This is a genomic window from Aeromonas sp. ANP5, assembly GCF_963870295.1.
GTDB classification, from domain to species: domain Bacteria; phylum Pseudomonadota; class Gammaproteobacteria; order Enterobacterales; family Aeromonadaceae; genus Aeromonas; species Aeromonas veronii.
Map to the genome: position 1 here is coordinate 19355 of NZ_CAWMRY010000012.1, position 18214 is coordinate 37568.

The following is an 18214-nucleotide window of genomic DNA, read 5'->3' on the forward strand; positions in this document are numbered from 1 at the left end:
TCTTGTTTGTTAACGAAAAACGGCTCGGCAAGCCCGCTCACACCCGCGCCGGCATCGCCAGCAGTGCCTCGGCACTGGCCAGCTGCTTCTGGCGGTTCAGGTTTTCAAGATGCTCCGGCGTGACCAGCCGCAGCGCCTGGGTCGGACACACCTCGACACAGGCCGGGCCCGCCTCGCGGTGACGGCAGAGATCGCACTTGAGCGCCTGCGCCTTGGTCTGCGGACGCTTGAAGAGCGAATCTGCAGCCGGGGGCACCTCTTTGAGCACCACCGCCATGGCGCCGTAAGGACAGGCCACCACGCAGGACTTGCAGCCAATGCAGCGCTCCTGCAACACCTTGACGCAACCATCCTCGCTGACGATGGCATTGTTCGGGCAGGCCATGGCGCACGGCTTGTCTTCACACTGGCGGCAGAGCACCGGCGTGGTCACCTTGCTGCCCACGATCACCTTCAGGCGCGGCTGAAAGTAGCTGTCCCTGGAGACCAGATGTCCATCCTCGATGGCAAGATGCAGGCCGCCCTCCCGCTCAAGGGTCCCGCTGCAAGACCCTGACTGGTGTGAAACGGCGCAGGCCACCTCACAGGTACGACACCCAATACAGAGACTGGGATCTGCAATCACGAAGCTGTTCATAGAGAGGGATCCTAAATGGTTCGTTACACCGGGCCGCCCGCCGACAGGCAAAGAGGCGGCCAGCCCCCCACAAAGCATTTATCAGACCAAAAAGGGCCAAGGGTGCGATAAAATTTCACAACCATTTGAAAATAAAGGAGTAATCAGCAATAACACCTTGCTATTTACCGCTACTGACGCGGGTGACGACGGGGTGGGAAGTGTGATCGACACGACAAAAGTGACGAGCTCGACACCGGCTGACAAAGGCGTATCACCCTGCCCCTTTAAGCCAATCGAACAAGGAATCGCCAATCAATAACTAATTTGTTGATCTTGGACAGATTATACAAATTTTATTCTTTCTCTGACTAATTAGATTCTGTAGGATGCTTCATGTGAGACCTAGATGTATATTTTTTAAAATAATTAAAATGGTTGAATTATGTATAACTATTTATGGGAGTGCCAAAGACTTAATATAATTTAATTATTGATGATGTAAAATACAATTTAACATTTAAATCGGCATGAATTATATAGTGAGTTTTTAAAATGGAAAATTTAGATTTGTCTTTTGAGGTTGTAAATAGTAAAGATTTTTCTGCCAAATATACTGCAGGATGTTCAGGAGATCGCAGTGAGTGTTGCACTCGAGTATGTACTCGAGCATGCATTGATGATCAAGAATCTAATTCTAGCATTGATGCTTGGGATAAATATCTTGAAATAAACGCAGGCGTTTTGCAATATTAATTATAAGGTCGCCATAAATAGGCGACCTTATTAAAATATTAATGACACCTTTTAATGCGCAACGCTATCTATTATGGTTATAATATTTCATGCTCAACAAGATATTTAAAGTAAAAGAAACAGTTGATATATTTATCACTGAAAGTGAGTTGGATGAATTCATTACTCTAACGTTTCATGTAATGACAACTAGAGATAGATTGGAAATAAAAACAAATAGGAATGTTGCTAAATTCATAGCTAGCTTCAATGGTGAGACATCGGTTGGGAATATAATTAAAAGCATTGGTTCAATAAAATATGAAGATGCCAAAAAGCTGATCGACTTTCTACTATTACATCATCTTATTTATGACACTTCACAGCAACCAATCTCTAATCCCCGTTTTAATAGACAAGTAACTTTCTGGGATGACTTTGTTTTAGAACGTTCAGGGACAGAGACACAAAACATTTTAGAAAATAAAAAAATTGTAATTTTTGGATGTGGCTCAACTGGTGGGAGAATCGCTGAAATATTAGTGCGCTCAGGTGTTAAAAATATAACTATTGTAGATTACAAGCAAGTCAGGAAATCAGACTCCATCAGACACTGCTATTATAATCCTAGCTATATAGGAAAACCAAAGCCCCTTGCATTAAGTAATTTTTTATCAAAGATCAATAGTGAAGTTAAAGTAAAATCTTATTGTGAAAAGTTATTACCAGAAACAGATCTATCTAATTATATCAATAATGAAATAGATCTTGTTATAAACACTTGTGATGAACCATACATTGGCCATACCTCACTAAAAATAGGTAGATTCTTAAATCAATTAAAAATTCCTCTTTATATTTCTGGCGGATTCGATGCGCATTTGATGAGTTCTGGAGAATTGATATTTCCACCACTAACACCATGCATAGATTGCGCTCAAAATACATTCTCAAAAGCGTTAAAAGAATGGAAGCCAATATACACCGAAGTAGAAAGAGATTCTATAAAAAGTAATTCGTTCAGAACACCTTATATTTCTGGCGGTCCTGGTGGATTAGCAATGATGAGTGGCTTTTCAGCTAATTTATGTTGTATTAAAATATTGCAGTTTCTTTTAGATGATTCCACATTTGATTACAAGTGTGAAAGATATGAGTATCTTCCGAATATGGGTGACATGACAAGATTTACGTTAAAAAAACAAGAAGGGTGCATAATCTGCCATGAATAATTATAGACTTAGACAAAGCGTAGGCATTGTTGTACAGAATAATGTCACTGAATTTTTTAAAGCTAACGTTAGAAACAGCACAAAAATAAAAATTGGATTTACTGATATTATCAATTTATTGCAGTTATTTGATGGAAAAACGCCTTTAAATAGAGTAGCTGAACAGTACCCTGGATTAAATAGAGAGCAACTGAATGACTTTGTAACATTCCTTAATAAAGAACATGTACTGATCCTTAATAATGTGTCATATACTGACACACTTAAAAACGAACAATATAGACTAATAAATACATTGGAAGAGTTTTGTTATTCCTCTAGTGAAGTAATTGAGTGTCTTGATAAAATAACCTCATCAAAGGTAGTTATAATTGGAGCTGGGGCAGTAGGAAGTAATATTGCCGCATATTTAGCTAGTTGTGGTGTTGGTGAGATCATACTAATAGATAATGATGTTGTAGATATAAGTAATTTACATCGACAATTCTTTTTTGAAGAAGATATTGGCCACAAAAAAGCTTTAACATTGGCTACAAAACTTCAAAAAATCAATCCATCAATATCCGTTACACCTATAGATGATAAAATTGATACCACATTCTTCGACCGAAATCAGCTACCTAACGATGTAAATGTTATCATCAATTGCTCTGATGAACCTAGTGTTGATTTTACCAGTGAGATAATCGCTAAATATTGTATGCCTAGAAACATACCCCATATCGTAGGTGGTGGTTACAATCTACATCAAACACTTATAGGCCAAACAATAATCCCATATGAAACAGCATGCTTTAATTGCTTTAGTCTTTATTTGAACAACCAAAGCGCCAAAGAACTGAAAAATGTTAAAAAATTACATAGAGATAAGCGTAAGCTAGGTTCATTTTCTCCTCTCTCTGGAATAGCAGCAACCTTGGCAAGCCTTGATGCTTTAAAGCTGATAATTGATAAAAAACAATTTTTACAGCAAACTAATAAACGTGTCGAATTTAACTTAAGGCATAACGAATTCAACTCACAATTCATACCCAAAGACCCCTCTTGCGCTTGGTGCAGCCATGAAAAAAATGATTTTTGAGTCTATCGAAACACATAACTTAAAGAAAATCGATATTGAAATACCCTTGAACAAAATAACTGCTTTATATGGACGATCCGGAGCAGGAAAAAGTTCTCTAGCATTCTCTACGATACATCAGTTATGTAAAGATGAATTTGATGCTATAGAAAATGGATTTGTAAATGAAAGCGAATATGTACTATCAAACTACAATGGCTTAATTCCTTCTGTTGCTATAGAGCAGAGAAATACAAATAACAACCCAAGATCAACCATATACTCATATCTAAATATATCACAAGCGTTGCTAGCTCTAAAAAATAATTTTTATGATGAAATTCCAGAACATCACCATCTAAAAACAAATAAAGTAACAACTGAATGTAGCGCTTGCCATGGTCGCGGTGAAACGTTTGAACTAGATCTAGTTAAGGTTATAGAGGAACATAGCCCTTTACATAAAGGCCCTTTTATTTGCTGGAAACGCGGTGAGCTATCAGATTATTATCTTCAACTTCTTTTGGCTTATTGTGAAAATAAAGGAATCGATACGTCATTATCATTTTATTCATTACCATCACATCAACAAAATCTACTCTTATATAATAACTCAAATGAAGTTTTACATTTCAAATACAGACATAAAGGGAAAATAAAGAACAGGAAGGCTACTTATATAGGTGTCATGAAATATATTGAAAACATCCGTACAGGTAAGGCTTCTTCTAACTATGAGAATGCAAAAACATGCAATATTTGTCATGGCTCCCGAATAAATAGAACTATTTCAAAACTTAACGTTCTAGGGTTGAACTTTGATGATTTATTATTAATGCCAATATCGGATTTATGTATTAAATTTCATCAAAAAATCGATGGAACACCTTTTTATAACATCCTTTCATCCATTAATGATATGGGGCTTGGATATTTAAATCTATCACGTGCCATACCCAGTCTTTCTGGCGGGGAACTACAAAAGCTGATTTTCAGCAAATTACTCACATCAAACATAACTGGAATACTGATTGTTATTGATGAAATATCATCACAGATAAATAAACAGGATTTCCCATTAATAAAAAAGAAACTTTTAGACCTAGCAAAAAGAAATACTCTATTATTAGTTGAACATAACCAAGAGCTCATAGATATTGCTGACACAAAATATCATATAGGAAAGTTCCCTGGAGCTCTAGGTGGAAATATATGTGAGCACGAAGTAATCTCACCAATGGAAAATTCAAACAAAAAAAATTCAATCTCTGGATTTTATGATTTTCATTCAATCAATAGTAATAATATCGTAAATCAACATGTTCGAATTCCAATTAAAGCCGTCACTGTCATAACAGGCCCATCCGGCTCAGGAAAAACATCGCTTGTAAAAGAGATCTCAGTTAAAATGAAATCCATATACATAAGCCAGAAGACGCCATCTTATTCTGGGCGCTCTTCTGTGGCAACAATCACGGGACTTAACGAGCACATAGCTCAATACTTTTCATCCAAAACAGGGGTCGATTACAATTATTTTTTACCACATAAAAAGGGAGCCTGCTCCTTATGTGAAGGAAAAGGATTAATAAAGATTGAACGCGGGTATGAGAAAGATATATATATAACTTGCAATAGATGCAATGGCCTACTGTTTGATCCTGAAATAAATGAATTGAACGTTTCAATAAATGGAGTAAACATTATTGAAACTTATAACTCAGAACTATCAAATCTGTCATTTTTATTTGAAAGCAATCAAATAAAAAACATCTTAACAACACTTAATAGTCTAGGGTTATCTCACCTAAAACTAAACAGAAAAACACAGTCCCTTTCTGGCGGAGAAATGAGAAGAATAAAACTTTGTGAGTCTCTTACAAGAACTAAGCAAATTGATAGAATCCTTATAATTGATGAGCCAACTGCTGGTTTAGACCCAGAAACCTCATCACAGGTTTTAAATTACATATACGAGAAAGCATCTTTGTTTAACTCTGTGATTATAATAGAACACGCAGAAGAAGCGCTACAATTCGCTGATTATAGAATAGACATTGGACCTGGGTCAGGTAAGTTGGGAGGAAAAATACTCATGCAAAAAGAGATTAGATAACTATAGAAAAGCTCTTGGCCATAATAGTTATAACATTATGGCCTATAATTGCCAATACGTTCGATCTTATATGCCCCCTTGTAGATATTTACTCATACTCACCATCTGATTATTTATATAGCCACAGCTAGCAATAATATGTGTATCATAAAGCTTAACGACTGATAAACAGACTGTGTTCCATGACAAGCAGATCACTATCCCGTTAGCGCCCTTTCCCATCGCAATCCATTAATTCTCTCCCGATTAAATATCACGACTCTCCTGGTAGATCGGGCAGCTGTGCGTTGGCAAACGTGTAAACATCAAACTGACAAGATGAACTCATGAACTGTGATAAACAACAAGCCACTCCCGGCGTTATGCTGGCGGCGATTGGCGTAGTCTATGGCGATATCGGCACCAGCCCGCTCTATACCTTGCGCGAGTGCCTGTCAGGTCAATTCGGGTTCGGCGTCGAGCCAGCCTCCATTCTGGGCTTTCTCTCGCTGATCTTCTGGCTGCTGATCCTGGTGGTGTCGGTCAAGTACCTCTCCTTTGTGATGCGGGCCGACAACGCCGGTGAGGGCGGCATTCTCACCCTGATGTCGCTGGCGACCCGCAACGCCTCCACCCGCTGGACACCGCTACTGATCATCCTCGGCCTGATTGGCGGCAGCTTCTTCTATGGCGAGGTGGTGATCACCCCGGCGATGTCGGTGATGTCGGCCATCGAGGGTCTGAGCATTCTCACCCCCGCCCTCGACCCCTATATCGTCACCCTCTCGGTGCTTGTGCTGACCCTGCTGTTTGCCATCCAGAAACATGGCACCGCCATGGTGGGCAAGCTGTTTGCCCCCATCATGCTGATCTGGTTTATGACGCTGGCGGTGCTGGGGCTGCGCGGCATCATCCACAACCCCGAGGTGCTGGGTGCGCTCAACCCCGTCTGGGCGGTGCGCTTCTTTATCCAGTACCAGACCACCTCCTTCTTTGCCCTCGGCGCCGTGGTGCTGGCCATCACCGGGGTGGAGGCGCTCTACGCGGATATGGGCCACTTTGGCAAAAACCCCATTCGCCTCGCCTGGTTTATCGTGGTGCTGCCCTCCCTGGTGCTCAACTACTTCGGTCAGGGTGCGCTGCTGCTAAGCAATCCGGCGGCTATTGCCAACCCCTTCTTCCTGCTCGCGCCGAAATGGGCGCTGGTGCCGCTGCTGCTCTTGGCAACCATGGCGACGGTGATCGCCTCCCAGGCGGTGATCTCCGGGGTCTTTTCGCTGACCCGGCAGGCGGTGCGCCTCGGTTATCTCTCACCCATTCGCATCGTTCACACCTCCGAGCAGGAGTCCGGCCAGATCTATATTCCGGTCATCAACTGGATGCTCTATATCTCGGTGGTGATCGTCATCATGAGCTTCGAGCACTCCAGCAATCTGGCGGCGGCCTACGGCATCGCCGTAACCGGCACCATGGTGCTCACCTCCATCCTCTCCTGCTCGGTGGCCAAGAACAGCTGGCACTGGAACAAGTATCTGGTGGCCATCCTGTTTGCCGCGCTGCTCTGTATCGACGTGCCGCTGTTTGCCGCCAATCTTGCCAAGATCTTCTCCGGCGGCTGGCTGCCGCTCACCCTGGGCGCGGTGATGTTCACCGTGATGACCAGCTGGAAGAGCGAGCGTTTCCAGCTTATTCGCCGCCTGAACGAGCACGGCAACTCCCTTGAGCCGATGATCGCCTCGCTGGAGAAATCCCCGCCGACCCGGGTAGCCGGTACTGCCGTCTATATGTCGCGGGTGGTCAATGTGATCCCCCATGCGCTGCTCCATAACCTCAAGCACAACAAGGTGCTGCACGAGCGGATCATCCTGCTCACCCTGCGGGTGGAAGAGGTGCCCTACGTCCACAATGTGCGCCGGGTCTGCATCGAGCAGCTTTCCCCCACCTTCTGGCGGGTAGTGGCAAGCTACGGCTGGCGCGAGACCCCGAACGTGGAGGAGATCTTCCACCGCTGCAACGCCGAGGGGCTCAGCTGCCGGATGATGGAGACCTCGTTCTTTATGGCCCACGAGTCGCTCATCATGAAAGACCGCCCCTGGTATCTCTATCTACGCGGCAAGCTCTTTATGCTGCTGCAGCGCAACGCCCTGCGCGCCCCGGATCAATTCGAGATCCCGCCCAACCGGGTCATCGAACTTGGATCCCAGGTGGATATCTGATGGCGGGTTGAATGCCTTTAATGGCATAGAAAACGTCAGTAACTAGAGAGGGAGGCATTGGCCTCCTTCTCTTGTTTCCGTTAACCCCGATGACCGCCCCCTCATCCCCAACCCTTCTCCCGCAAGGGGAGAAGGGAGCAAACCACCACGACCATATGCTGAAAACGGTGCAATTCACGTTCATTGCACCCTGCTCCCGGCATGCTGCCGATATGGTTCGGTTCTCGTGCGTCCGATTACGCTTCGCTAATCGAACCTACGGTTTCAAAACAGGCGGCCTCTATCCGAACAGACAGAGTACCGTAGGGTGCAACAAGCGCAGCGCCGTGCACCGCGAACATATGTCGGAGAGGTGCAATTCACTTCGTTCTTTGCACCCTACTCATGCTGTGTTTTCCAAGGTGACGAACCCTCTTGGCGGCTTCGTCACAAGTGACGAACATCACAGTTCGACATCCATATCAGCGCTTCAACTCAATCACCCAAAATATTTTTATTCATTTAAAAACAGTCACTTAAAACAATTTTTTCAGCAAAAACCAATCTGGCCCGTATCTTGCCAACCAGCCCCTACTTTCTCCGTTCGCGACACGACAAGGTAGGCTATGAACCGCTTCGTTATCGCTGACCCCAAGCTTTGTATCGGCTGTGGCACCTGTATGGCGGCCTGCAGCGAGGTACACAAGGCGCAAGGTTTGCAGCAAGCCCCCCGTTTAACCGTTATGCGACACGAGCAGGCGACCATGCCGGTTCAGTGCCGTCACTGTGATGATGCCCCCTGCATCAAGGTGTGCCCGGTCGAGGCAATTCGCCAGACCGGCGATTGCGTGCAACTCAACGAGTCGCTCTGCATCGGCTGCAACCTCTGCGCCGTGGCCTGTCCCTTTGGCGCCATCCAGAGCGGCGGCAGCCGTCCGGTGGCCGTGGCCACCAGTTACGACACCTATATCCCCTGCTCCATCCGCTCCAGCAACCCCTCAACTTCCGCAGGCCTGCGCTGCTTTGGCGAGGATCTCCTGAGCTGGGAGCCGGGCGTGCGCAGCATCGCGGTCAAGTGTGACCTGTGCGAGTTCCGCACCGATGGCCCGGCCTGTGTCGGAGCCTGCCCCTCCCAGGCACTGAAGCTGGTCAATGACGGCGACACCGAACGCGCCGCCCGTATCCGTCGCCAGCAAGCGGCCGACACCAACCCGCAAGGGGCCTCTGCCTTCTCGGCACCTGCCACGGCGCTACCTGCCTCCGATTTATCCACCACAGAGGGAGCGTGCTGATGTTGTCCCCCCTTGTTATGGCCACGCTCCTGCTCTTTTTGCTGGGCGCTGCCGCCGGTTTGCTCCTGCAAAAGCTGCCCGCACTGGTCAACCGCCTCAATAGCGGCCTTGCCCTGTTGGGGTCGCTCGCGGGTCTGGTCGCCGCCATCCAAATCTTTGCCCAAGGCACCCCCGTCGACGGCCAGCTCTGGCTGCTGGGCTCGGTGCACCTCGACATGCTTGCCGCGCTGATGCTGCTGGTGATTAGCACCGTCGGCGTCGCCGTCGCCCTCTACTCCTTTGCCTATATCCGCGAATATCAGGGCAAGGGGGATGTGGCCATCGGCGCGCTGATGAACCTCTTCCTGTTTGCCATGGTGGGCATGGTACTGGCCGACAATGCGCTCGGTTTCTTGCTCTGCTACGAGCTGGTGACCCTCACCACCTACTGGCTGGTCAAAACCAACCCCGAGGCCGCCAAACAGAGCCGCCTCTACTTGGTGATGAACCATATCGGCATGGCGCTGGTGCTGATCGCCTTCTGGCTGCTCTGCCGCGAATCAGGCTCGCTGGAGTTCGCCGCGCTGCGCGAGCACCATCTGGCGGGCGCCCTGGCCTCTCTGGTGTTTCTGCTCAGCTTCTGCGGCTTTGGCCTGCGCGCCGGTTTCGTGCCGCTGCACGGCTGGCTGCCGGTGGCCGAGCCCGTTGCGCCGTCCCATATCTCGGCGCTGATGTCAGGCGTGATGGTGAAGCTGGGTCTCTTTGGCATCTTGCGGGTCAGCATCGATTTTCTCGGCGCCAGCCAGCTCTGGTGGGGTTATATGGTGCTGATCTTCGGTGCCTGCTCGGCAGTGCTCGGGGTGCTGTTTGCGCTGGCCGAGCACGATCTCAAACGACTGCTCGCCTACCACACGGTAGAGAACATCGGCATCATCCTGATGGGGATGGGCATCGGCATGATCGGCATCGCCAACCAGCAACCGGCACTGGTGGTGCTGGGGCTGCTCGGTGCCCTCTATCACCTGCTCAACCACGCCATCTTCAAGAGCCTGCTCTTTATGGGCACCGGCTCTGTGATGTTCCGCCTGCACACCCGTGACATGGACAAGATGGGGGGCCTGGCCAAACTGATGCCCTGGACCGCGCTGGCGTTCCTCATCGGTGCCATGGCCATCTCGGCGCTGCCGCCGCTCAACGGCTTTGTCAGCGAGTGGTTTATCTACCAGTCGCTCCTTTCCATGACCAAACTCGGCACCTCTGTCGTTGCGCCGCTCGCGGTAGTGATGCTGGCGGTGACCGGCGCCATGGCAGTGATGTGTTTCGTCAAGGTGTACGGCATCTGCTTCTGCGGCGCACCGCGCAGCGAGAAGGCGAGCCACGCCCGCGAAGTGCCGGGCGCCATGGTGGCAGGCACCCTGCTGCTGGCCGCGGTCTGTCTGGTGCTGGGTCTGGGCGCCCCCTGGATTGCCCCCCATATCGCCAGCTATGGCCAAGCCTTGGTAAACGGCCAAATGAACGTGGCCACCGGCGCCACCCTGCTGCCACTCGATAGCAGCCAGGCGATCCTCTCCCCGCCCGTTATCGCCATCACCCTGCTGGGGCTGTTCCTCATTCCGCTGCTGGTACTGGCCATCTTCAAGGGGCCCAAGCTGGGTCGTCGTCACGCTGGCACCCCGTGGGCCTGTGGTTACGCCTACGAGGAGCGCATGAGCCTCACCTCGGGCGGTGTCACCCACACCTTGCGCCAACTCTGCGCACCGCTCTATCGCAAGCAGCCGCAGCTCGATCTGGCCAGCGCCCTGCACGGGGTGAGCGCCTCCCCCTCTGCCGCTGGCTGGCTGTTGCACGGCGTGGTGCTGGCGCTCTTTATCCTGATGGCTGTAGGAGTCTGATATGCCTGTTCTTGAAATGCCGAGCTGGGGCATGGTTGCCCTCGCCCTGACCCAGGCCATCGCCATGCTGGCGCTGGCGCCGCTCGCCACCGGTTTCAACCGGGTGCTGCGGGCCAAGATGCACTCCCGTCAGGGGCCGGGCCTGCTGCAGGATTACCGGGATATCGCCAAGCTCCTGCGCCGTCAGGAGGTGACCCCGGAGCCTGCCGGCATCATCTTCAACCTGATGCCTGCGCTACTGATCGCCGCCCTCTTGCTGGTGGGGATGGCGCTGCCGACCCTGACTCACGAGTCTCCCTTCCCCATCGCCGGAGATCTCATCACCGACATCTATCTGTTCGCCATCTTCCGCTTCTTCTTTTCGCTGGCGGGGCTCGACAGCGGCAGCATGTTTGCAGGGATCGGTGCCCGCCGCGAGTTGACTCTCGGCATTCTGGTGGAGCCCATTCTGGTGCTCGCCTGCTTCATCATGGCGATGATGGTGGGCAGCTCGGATCTGGGCAACATCAGCAACTATGTGGCGACCCAGCCACTGGCCGCGCCCATCGCCACCCTGCTGGCCGGTGCCGCCTGCGCCTTCGCGGTGTTTGTCGAGATGGGCAAGCTGCCCTTTGACTGCGCCGAAGCCGAGCAGGAGCTGCAAGAAGGGCCGCTCACCGAGTACTCCGGTGCGGGCCTGGCCCTGCTCAAGCTCTCCATCGGCCTCAAGCAGCTGGTAGTGGTGCAGCTCTTTCTGGTGATTTTCCTGCCCTTCGGCAAGGCGGCCAACTGGAGTCTGCCTGCGCTCATCGGCGCGGCGCTGATCCTCGCCTGCAAGCTGCTGGTGGCCTTTTTGCTGGCCGGCATCATCGAAAACGCCATGGCCCGTACCCAGTTCGTGCGCACCCACAAGCTCACCCGCTACGGGTTGGGGCTGGCCCTGCTGGCGCTGCTCGCCTATCTGGTCGGGATCTGAATCATGCCCGCCAGCACAGCAACTTTTTCCGATTTCATCATTTGTGAATGCTCATTCCCGAACATTAAAGTGAGAACTGCATGACCATCGCCATTTCGGATCGCATCGGCTGCGACTACATCCAGCAGGTGCGAGCACAACTGCCCCACGCCATCGTCGACGAGGAGTGGCAAACCGCCGATCAGGCCACCATCACCGTCAAGCCCACCAGTCTGGTCGAAACTGCCAGCCTGATCTTCCACCAGCTGGGGGGCTGGCTTCCGCTCTCCTTTGCCAATGACGAGCGCAGCCTCAACGGCCACTTCGCCGTCTACCACGTCTTCTCCATGGAGAGCGACACCAAGTGCTGGATCACCGTCAAGGTGCTGGTGGATGCCGATACCCAGGAGTACCCCTCCATCACCCCGACCATTCCGGCGGCGGTATGGGGCGAGCGGGAGATCCGCGACATGTACGGCCTGCGCGCCATCGGCCTGCCGGACGAACGCCGTCTGGTGCTGCCTGACGACTGGCCGGAGGATATCCACCCCCTGCGCAAGGACGCCATGGATTACCGCCAGCGCCCGATGCCCACCACCGACACCGAGACCTACCCCTTCGTCAACGAGCTCGGCAGTGATGCCAACCGCATCGTGCCGGTCGGCCCGCTGCACATCACCTCCGATGAACCGGGCCACTTCCGACTGTTCGTCGATGGCGAAGACATCATCGATGCCGACTACCGCCTCTTCTATGTCCATCGCGGCATGGAGAAGCTGGCGGAAACCCGGATGGGCTACAACGAAGTGGCCTTCCTGACCGACCGGGTCTGCGGCATCTGCGGCTTTACCCACAGCGTCGCCTACACCACCTCGGTGGAGAACGCCATGGGTATTCCGGTGCCGGAGCGGGCCAAGATGATCCGCGCCGTGCTGCTGGAGGTGGAGCGTCTGCACAGCCATATCCTCAACATCGGCCTGTCGAGCCACTTCACCGGTTTCGACACCGGCTTCATGCAGTTCTTCCGGGTGCGGGAAAAATCCATGACCCTGGCCGAGCTGCTCACCGGCGCGCGCAAGACCTATGGCCTCAACCTGATTGGCGGGGTGCGCCGCGACATCTTCAAGGAAGATCGCATCAAGGGTGCCCAGCTGGTACGCGAGCTCCGTGATGAGCTCAAACCCCTGGTCGCCATGCTGCTGGATACCGCCAACATATCCTCCCGCCTCATCGGTATCGGCAAGCTCGAGCCGCAGATTGCTCGCGATTTCAGCTGCGTCGGTCCCATGGTGCGGGCGAGCGGCTTCAAGCGTGACGTGCGCCGGGTTCACGACTTTGCCGGTTACCGCGAGCTGCCGATGGAGATCCAGACCAAGGCGGGTTGCGATGTGCAATCCCGGGTGCTGGTGCGCATCCACGAGCTCTACGACTCCCTCGACATGATTGAGTTCGGCCTGGAGCACCTGCCGGAAGGGCCGCTGTTGACCGAAGGCTTCACCTATCAGCCGGGCAAGTTTGCGCTGGGCTTTACCGAAGCGCCCCGCGGCGAGAACGTCCACTGGAGCATGACCGGGGACAACCAGAAGCTGTTCCGCTGGCGCTGCCGCGCCGCCACCTACGCCAACTGGCCAGCTCTGCGCTACATGCTGCGCGGCAATACCGTGGCGGACGCGCCGCTCATCATCGGCAGTCTGGATCCCTGCTACTCCTGTACCGACCGGGTCACCCTGGTCGACCCCAAGAAGGGCAAATCCACCGTGGTCTCCTACAAGGAGATCGAGCGCTACGGCATCGATCGCAAAAACTCTCCGCTGAAATAAGGGGTCATCATGATCAAGCTGTTCAAGACCATCCTCAAGGCTGGCACCCCGACCGCCAAGTACCCCTTCGCCCCTATTGATGTGAACCGGGATTTTCGCGGCAAACCGAAATATCAGGCGGATCAGTGCATCGCCTGCGCCGCCTGCACCAAGGCCTGCCCGGCCAATGCGCTGGTGATGGAAGTCGATATGGAGACCGGCGAACGGCGCTGGGAGATCTCCATGGCGCGCTGCATCTTCTGCGGTCGCTGCGAGGAGGTCTGCCCGACCCGCGCCATCGCCCTCGCCCCCGAGTTCGAGCTGGCGGTGACCAACAAGGCGGATCTCTATGAGGAGGCCCGCTTCGCGCTGGCCCCCTGCACCCTTTGCGGCACCTACTTTGCCCCGAGCAAGCTGGTGGCGCTGGTGGAGGACACCCTAAAGCAGGCGGGCACGCCGCTGGCCACCCCGGAGCGACTGCACCACTGCCCCGACTGCAAACGAAAACAGAGCATGCTGAGCCAGCCTGACTCGGCCCTGATCACACCGATAGCCACACCGATGGCCGCACAAAAGGAGTGGATGTGATGAGCAAGATCAAAGGCATAGAACCGGTTGTCGGCCATGCCCATACCCGCGCCGTGCCGCTGGCACAGGATCCCGAGATCACCAAACTCAAGAAGACCCTGCTCAAGGACATTCGCCGCTCGGCCTATGTCTACCGGGTCGATTGCGGCGGCTGCAACGCCTGCGAGATCGAGATCTTCGCCACCATCACCCCGCTGTTCGATGCCGAGCGTTTCGGCATCAAGGTGGTCGCCTCCCCCCGCCACGCCGACATCCTGCTCTTTACCGGCGCGGTGACTCGGGCGATGCGGGTGCCGGCCCTGCGTGCCTACGAGGCGGCGCCCGATCCCAAGATCTGCATCGCCTACGGCGCCTGCGGCTGTGACGGTGGCATCTTCCACGACCTCTACTGTGTATGGGGCGGCACCGACAAGATCGTGCCGGTGGATGTCTATATCCCCGGCTGCCCACCCACACCGGCGGCCACCATCTACGGCTTTGCGGTGGCGCTCGGTCTGCTTGAGCAGAAACTCAAAGCCACCAGCCACGAGGTGCAACCGGGTGAGCGGGTCGAACTACGCCACACCGGCATCCCCAACGAAATCCGGGTGATGATCGAACGCGAGGCGCGCCGCATGGCCGGTTACCGGCAGGGGCGGATCATCGCCGACGAGTTTATGGCCCTGCTCGAAGGGGCAACCCAGCAGGATGTGGATCTGCGCATCCAGAGCTACCTCGATCAGCACGACGATCCGCGCCTCTCGGAGATCGTCAACAACCTCGCAAACGCCTGCCTCAACCGGGCTGCCGGCAAGGGAGAGGCGGTGCATGGCTGACGAGGTTTTTTTCTACCGCCTCTCGCGCAAGTTCGTCGACGAGCAGTTCAACGTCCCCGAGGAAGCCAAAGAGGTGATGTACTACGGCCTCGCCATCGGCCACCACCTCGGCATTGTCGATTGCCTGCGAGCAGACCTGGTCTGCTCGCTGACCGGTTATCGCGACTGGGTAGCCAAGCTGCCAGAGGGGAGCGAAGCGCGCCGCAAGATGGAGGGGTTTCTCACCTTTGGCGAGATCACCATCTATCGCGAGCACTGCCATATGCTGGCCTGCGCCTTCGACCGACTGCGCAAAGCCGAAGGCGTGCTCGATGAGCAGGAGCTGGGCTGGACCAACACCTTTATGGATCAGCTCACCGCCCTCTTTAACGACCCCCATATGTACCTGATGGTAAGGAGCCGCTGATGGGCTGCAATCTCGTGTTGACCGTGGGCAATGCCATGATGGGGGACGACGGTGCCGGCCCCTATCTTGCCGACAAACTGCAAGCCGCCCCCCTGCCCGGCTGGATCCATATCGACGGCGGCATCGCGCCGGAAAATGTGGTCTACAAGGTGCGGGAGCTGCTACCGGAGCGGGTGGTGCTGGTGGATGCCGCCGAGATCGGCGAGAAGGCGGGAACCCTGCAGGTGATCCCCCCCGAGACCATCGCCGAGATGTTTATCTTCTCGACCCACAATATGCCGCTCAATTTCCTGATCGACGAGCTCAAGACCTTTGTCCCCGAGGTGATCTTTGTCGGGGTACAACCGGCCATCGTGGCGTTCTCTTTCCCGATGACCGAGATGGTGAGCGAGGCGATGGATTATCTTTATCAGCACCTTGATGCCGCCAAAGATACCGACTTGTTAATAGAGAAACTGGAGCAGTGGAATATTGACAATTCCAAGAGGTGATTATTTATCGAGTTGTTAACGACCGTTATTGACCTACGGTTCCGGCAATGTGATCGAGGCCCGATGTTAAATTAAAAGCATCGGGCTAATTGTGCTGAACTTGATATAAAACAAGGTTCTTTGATTTTTTCAAAAAATCGCTAACTCTCGATTTTTTATGACAAAAAAAGCGTTGCCAGTCACAGAAATTTGCCACAAAATGGCGACCGTTACGGAAGTTGATGGGGTCTGGTGGCCTCCTCGGTCTTCAAAACCGATGTGAGCCGAGAAGGCTTTGGCAGGTTCGATTCCTGCCTCTTCCGCCAAATTTATCTATTGAACAAATACTCTCCCGCTGAATTTTTCGGCCTGAATGTTATTTCCATTGTTTGTTCAATATGTTTGAAGTAATACCTTAAAAAAGGTGCTTGCCGCTTGCCAATATAATCCGAACTCAGGTTATCTCGCTGGCCAAAAATTAATTTATCAGCATCGATGCAGCATTAATTTATACCCGCTCATTGATGCACCCAGTTTGCACTCATCCGCAAATCGCCAGCACTGCCATAACCCGTCAGCTCGGCCTCTCTATCGGCAAACCGGTGCGCATCCCGAACCCACGCACTGCACTGGTAATCCCATGCCGAACTCGTCTCACGCGCCAGCCATCCCCCATCGCCAGCCCGCATCAGGTACGGCTGCCGACGATTCACAGCCAGATTCACAGCAACAAACCCGCCGTCTGCCCCAAGTGGAACAGCTGCTGCAGCAACCCTTTCTCGCCGGATTTATCGAGGCGCTGAGCCGCCCACTGGTGACTCAGGCGGTGCGCGACACCCTGAGCGAGCTGCGCCAGAGCGAAGATTTTCGCCAGCATGGCGTCGCCCCCGAGCAGATCGAGGCGCTGATTGCCAAACGCTGCCAACAGCAGTTGCGCCAGCGTCAAACCCGGGTGATCAACGCCACCGGCACCCTGGTGCATACCAATCTGGGGCGCTCACCATTAAGTCACGAGCTGTGGGACGAGGTGCGTGACCTCAACACCGGCTACAACAATCTGGAGCTGGATCTTGCCACTGGCAAGCGCGGCGGGCGCAAGGGGCTGATCGCTCCCCTGCTCCGTTGCCTCACCCAGGCCGAGGATTCGCTGGTAGTCAACAACAACGCCGCTTCGCTCTTTTTGCTGCTGCAGGAGGTGGCCAAGGGGCGCGAGGTGATCGTCTCCCGCGGCGAGCAGATCCAGATTGGCGGCGGCTTTCGCATTCCCGATATTCTGGCCCTCTCCGGCGCCAAACTGGTGGAGGTGGGCACCACCAATATCACTACCGCCAAAGATTACCTCGATGCCATCACCGATCAGACCGAGCTGGTGCTGATGGTGCACAGATCCAATTTCGCCATTCGCGGCTTTACCGAGTCCCCCGATATCGGCGAGGTGGCCCGCTCCCTGCCCGATCATGTAGTGCTGGCGGTGGATCAGGGCTCGGGATTGACCACCGAAGAGTTTGCGCCGGATGAAACCTCGGTGCGCCAGTACATCAAGGCGGGGGCGGATCTGGTCTGCTACTCAGGCGACAAACTCTTGGGGGGCCCGCAATCGGGCATCATCAGCGGCCGCAGCGACCTTATCAAGCGGCTGGAAAAACACCCCATGATGCGCACCTTCCGCCCGAGCCGCATCGTCTACTCCCTGCTGGAACGCCTGCTCGTCCACAAGCTCAACAAGTCCCCCATCGGCGAAGGGATTGCTCAGCGCACCCTGAGCAACCCGGCCGCCATGGAGGCGCGGGCCAATCAGCTGATGGCCGCCCTGCCCGGCTGTTTTGTGCCGGTCCCCGCCCAGCTGGTGGTGGGCGGCGGCACCCTGCCGGACGAGTTCTACCCTGCACCGGCGCTGGAGTGCACCGATCCACGCCCGGCCCAGCAGTTGCTCGATGCGCTGCGCGACCTGCCGGTGCCGGTCATCGCCACCGTGCGCCAGCAGAAGGTGCTGCTTAATATGGCCACCCTGCTGCCAACGGAGATGGCGCTGTTGATCGCCCAACTCAGGGAGTTGCTGCTGCCCACCCCGTTCAATGCAACAAATGCGACCGAGGAGCCCTGATC

General features: G+C 53.2%; 15 protein-coding genes and 1 tRNA gene. 15 read left to right on the forward strand and 1 reads right to left on the reverse strand.

Going from position 1 to position 18214, the window contains the following annotated elements; genetic code table 11:
* Positions 1-37 precede the first annotated feature (37 nt).
* Positions 38-637, reverse strand: coding sequence for a 4Fe-4S dicluster domain-containing protein (locus tag AACT07_RS08980; RefSeq protein WP_005351580.1), 600 nt, complete (start codon positions 635-637; stop codon positions 38-40).
* A 534-nt stretch (positions 638-1171) separates the two neighbouring features.
* Here AACT07_RS08980 and AACT07_RS08985 point away from each other — a divergent pair.
* From AACT07_RS08985 to selA, 15 genes are all read left to right on the forward strand, one after another.
* Positions 1172-1372, forward strand: a complete 201-nt coding sequence (locus tag AACT07_RS08985; RefSeq protein ID WP_069527312.1) for a hypothetical protein — start codon at positions 1172-1174, stop codon at positions 1370-1372.
* 89 nt (positions 1373-1461) lie between these two features.
* Positions 1462-2583 (forward strand): ThiF family adenylyltransferase, encoded by a 1122-nt coding sequence (locus AACT07_RS08990; RefSeq protein WP_069527313.1) that lies wholly within the window; start codon positions 1462-1464, stop codon positions 2581-2583.
* The gene (locus AACT07_RS08995; protein ID WP_069527314.1) at positions 2576-3664 is read left to right on the forward strand and encodes a HesA/MoeB/ThiF family protein; all 1089 of its coding nucleotides are present in this window, start codon (positions 2576-2578) and stop codon (positions 3662-3664) included. Before AACT07_RS08990 ends, AACT07_RS08995 begins: the two co-directional genes overlap by 8 nt.
* A complete protein-coding gene (locus tag AACT07_RS09000) occupies positions 3645-5759 on the forward strand; it encodes an ATP-binding cassette domain-containing protein (protein ID WP_069527316.1) in 2115 nt (704 codons plus the stop codon). The genes AACT07_RS08995 and AACT07_RS09000 overlap by 20 nt, the downstream gene beginning before the upstream one ends.
* A gap of 326 nt (positions 5760-6085) precedes the next feature.
* Positions 6086-7954 carry a low affinity potassium transporter Kup gene (kup, locus tag AACT07_RS09005; RefSeq protein WP_047435273.1) on the forward strand — a complete coding sequence of 623 codons (1869 nt, stop codon included), beginning with the start codon at positions 6086-6088 and terminating at the stop codon, positions 7952-7954.
* 605 nt (positions 7955-8559) lie between these two features.
* Positions 8560-9225: a 4Fe-4S dicluster domain-containing protein gene (locus AACT07_RS09010; protein WP_069527317.1), complete on the forward strand. Its 666-nt coding sequence runs from the start codon at positions 8560-8562 to the stop codon at positions 9223-9225.
* On the forward strand, positions 9225-11096 hold the full coding sequence (hyfB, locus tag AACT07_RS09015; protein WP_069527318.1) for a hydrogenase 4 subunit B: 1872 nt from the start codon (positions 9225-9227) through the stop codon (positions 11094-11096). The genes AACT07_RS09010 and hyfB overlap by 1 nt, the downstream gene beginning before the upstream one ends.
* A 1-nt stretch (position 11097) precedes the next feature.
* Complete coding sequence (locus tag AACT07_RS09020) at positions 11098-12051, forward strand: respiratory chain complex I subunit 1 family protein (RefSeq protein ID WP_069527319.1); 954 nt, start codon at positions 11098-11100, stop codon at positions 12049-12051.
* An 80-nt stretch (positions 12052-12131) separates the two neighbouring features.
* Positions 12132-13850: a hydrogenase large subunit gene (locus AACT07_RS09025; RefSeq protein ID WP_069527320.1), complete on the forward strand. Its 1719-nt coding sequence runs from the start codon at positions 12132-12134 to the stop codon at positions 13848-13850.
* A gap of 9 nt (positions 13851-13859) precedes the next feature.
* Positions 13860-14417, forward strand: coding sequence for a formate hydrogenlyase complex iron-sulfur subunit (locus AACT07_RS09030; RefSeq protein ID WP_069527321.1), 558 nt, complete (start codon positions 13860-13862; stop codon positions 14415-14417).
* A complete protein-coding gene (locus AACT07_RS09035) occupies positions 14417-15232 on the forward strand; it encodes an NADH-quinone oxidoreductase subunit B family protein (protein ID WP_005333324.1) in 816 nt (271 codons plus the stop codon). Before AACT07_RS09030 ends, AACT07_RS09035 begins: the two co-directional genes overlap by 1 nt.
* A complete protein-coding gene (locus AACT07_RS09040) occupies positions 15225-15638 on the forward strand; it encodes a formate hydrogenlyase maturation HycH family protein (RefSeq protein WP_069527323.1) in 414 nt (137 codons plus the stop codon). Before AACT07_RS09035 ends, AACT07_RS09040 begins: the two co-directional genes overlap by 8 nt.
* The gene (hycI, locus tag AACT07_RS09045; protein ID WP_069527324.1) at positions 15638-16129 is read left to right on the forward strand and encodes a hydrogenase maturation peptidase HycI; all 492 of its coding nucleotides are present in this window, start codon (positions 15638-15640) and stop codon (positions 16127-16129) included. Before AACT07_RS09040 ends, hycI begins: the two co-directional genes overlap by 1 nt.
* 213 nt (positions 16130-16342) lie before the next feature.
* A tRNA-Sec gene (locus tag AACT07_RS09050) sits at positions 16343-16434 on the forward strand.
* 314 nt (positions 16435-16748) lie between these two features.
* Positions 16749-18212 carry an L-seryl-tRNA(Sec) selenium transferase gene (selA, locus tag AACT07_RS09055; protein WP_069527326.1) on the forward strand — a complete coding sequence of 488 codons (1464 nt, stop codon included), beginning with the start codon at positions 16749-16751 and terminating at the stop codon, positions 18210-18212.
* The last annotated feature ends 2 nt before the right edge of the window (positions 18213-18214 follow it).

Excerpts from the sequence above, each read along its gene's own strand:
- AACT07_RS09000 (WP_069527316.1), top strand. The coding sequence starts at position 3,645 with ATGAAAAAAATGATTTTTGAGTCTATCGAAACACATAACTTAAAGAAA.
- AACT07_RS09040 (WP_069527323.1), top strand. The coding sequence starts at position 15,225 with ATGGCTGACGAGGTTTTTTTCTACCGCCTCTCGCGCAAGTTCGTCGAC.
- AACT07_RS08980 (WP_005351580.1), bottom strand. The coding sequence starts at position 637 with ATGAACAGCTTCGTGATTGCAGATCCCAGTCTCTGTATTGGGTGTCGT.
- AACT07_RS09010 (WP_069527317.1), top strand. The coding sequence starts at position 8,560 with ATGAACCGCTTCGTTATCGCTGACCCCAAGCTTTGTATCGGCTGTGGC.
- AACT07_RS08995 (WP_069527314.1), top strand. The coding sequence starts at position 2,576 with ATGAATAATTATAGACTTAGACAAAGCGTAGGCATTGTTGTACAGAAT.
- AACT07_RS09020 (WP_069527319.1), top strand. The coding sequence starts at position 11,098 with ATGCCTGTTCTTGAAATGCCGAGCTGGGGCATGGTTGCCCTCGCCCTG.
- AACT07_RS08985 (WP_069527312.1), top strand. The coding sequence starts at position 1,172 with ATGGAAAATTTAGATTTGTCTTTTGAGGTTGTAAATAGTAAAGATTTT.
- kup (WP_047435273.1), top strand. The coding sequence starts at position 6,086 with ATGAACTGTGATAAACAACAAGCCACTCCCGGCGTTATGCTGGCGGCG.
- hycI (WP_069527324.1), top strand. The coding sequence starts at position 15,638 with ATGGGCTGCAATCTCGTGTTGACCGTGGGCAATGCCATGATGGGGGAC.
- selA (WP_069527326.1), top strand. The coding sequence starts at position 16,749 with ATGCCGAACTCGTCTCACGCGCCAGCCATCCCCCATCGCCAGCCCGCA.
- AACT07_RS09035 (WP_005333324.1), top strand. The coding sequence starts at position 14,417 with ATGAGCAAGATCAAAGGCATAGAACCGGTTGTCGGCCATGCCCATACC.
- AACT07_RS09025 (WP_069527320.1), top strand. The coding sequence starts at position 12,132 with ATGACCATCGCCATTTCGGATCGCATCGGCTGCGACTACATCCAGCAG.
- AACT07_RS08990 (WP_069527313.1), top strand. The coding sequence starts at position 1,462 with ATGCTCAACAAGATATTTAAAGTAAAAGAAACAGTTGATATATTTATC.
- AACT07_RS09030 (WP_069527321.1), top strand. The coding sequence starts at position 13,860 with ATGATCAAGCTGTTCAAGACCATCCTCAAGGCTGGCACCCCGACCGCC.
- hyfB (WP_069527318.1), top strand. The coding sequence starts at position 9,225 with ATGTTGTCCCCCCTTGTTATGGCCACGCTCCTGCTCTTTTTGCTGGGC.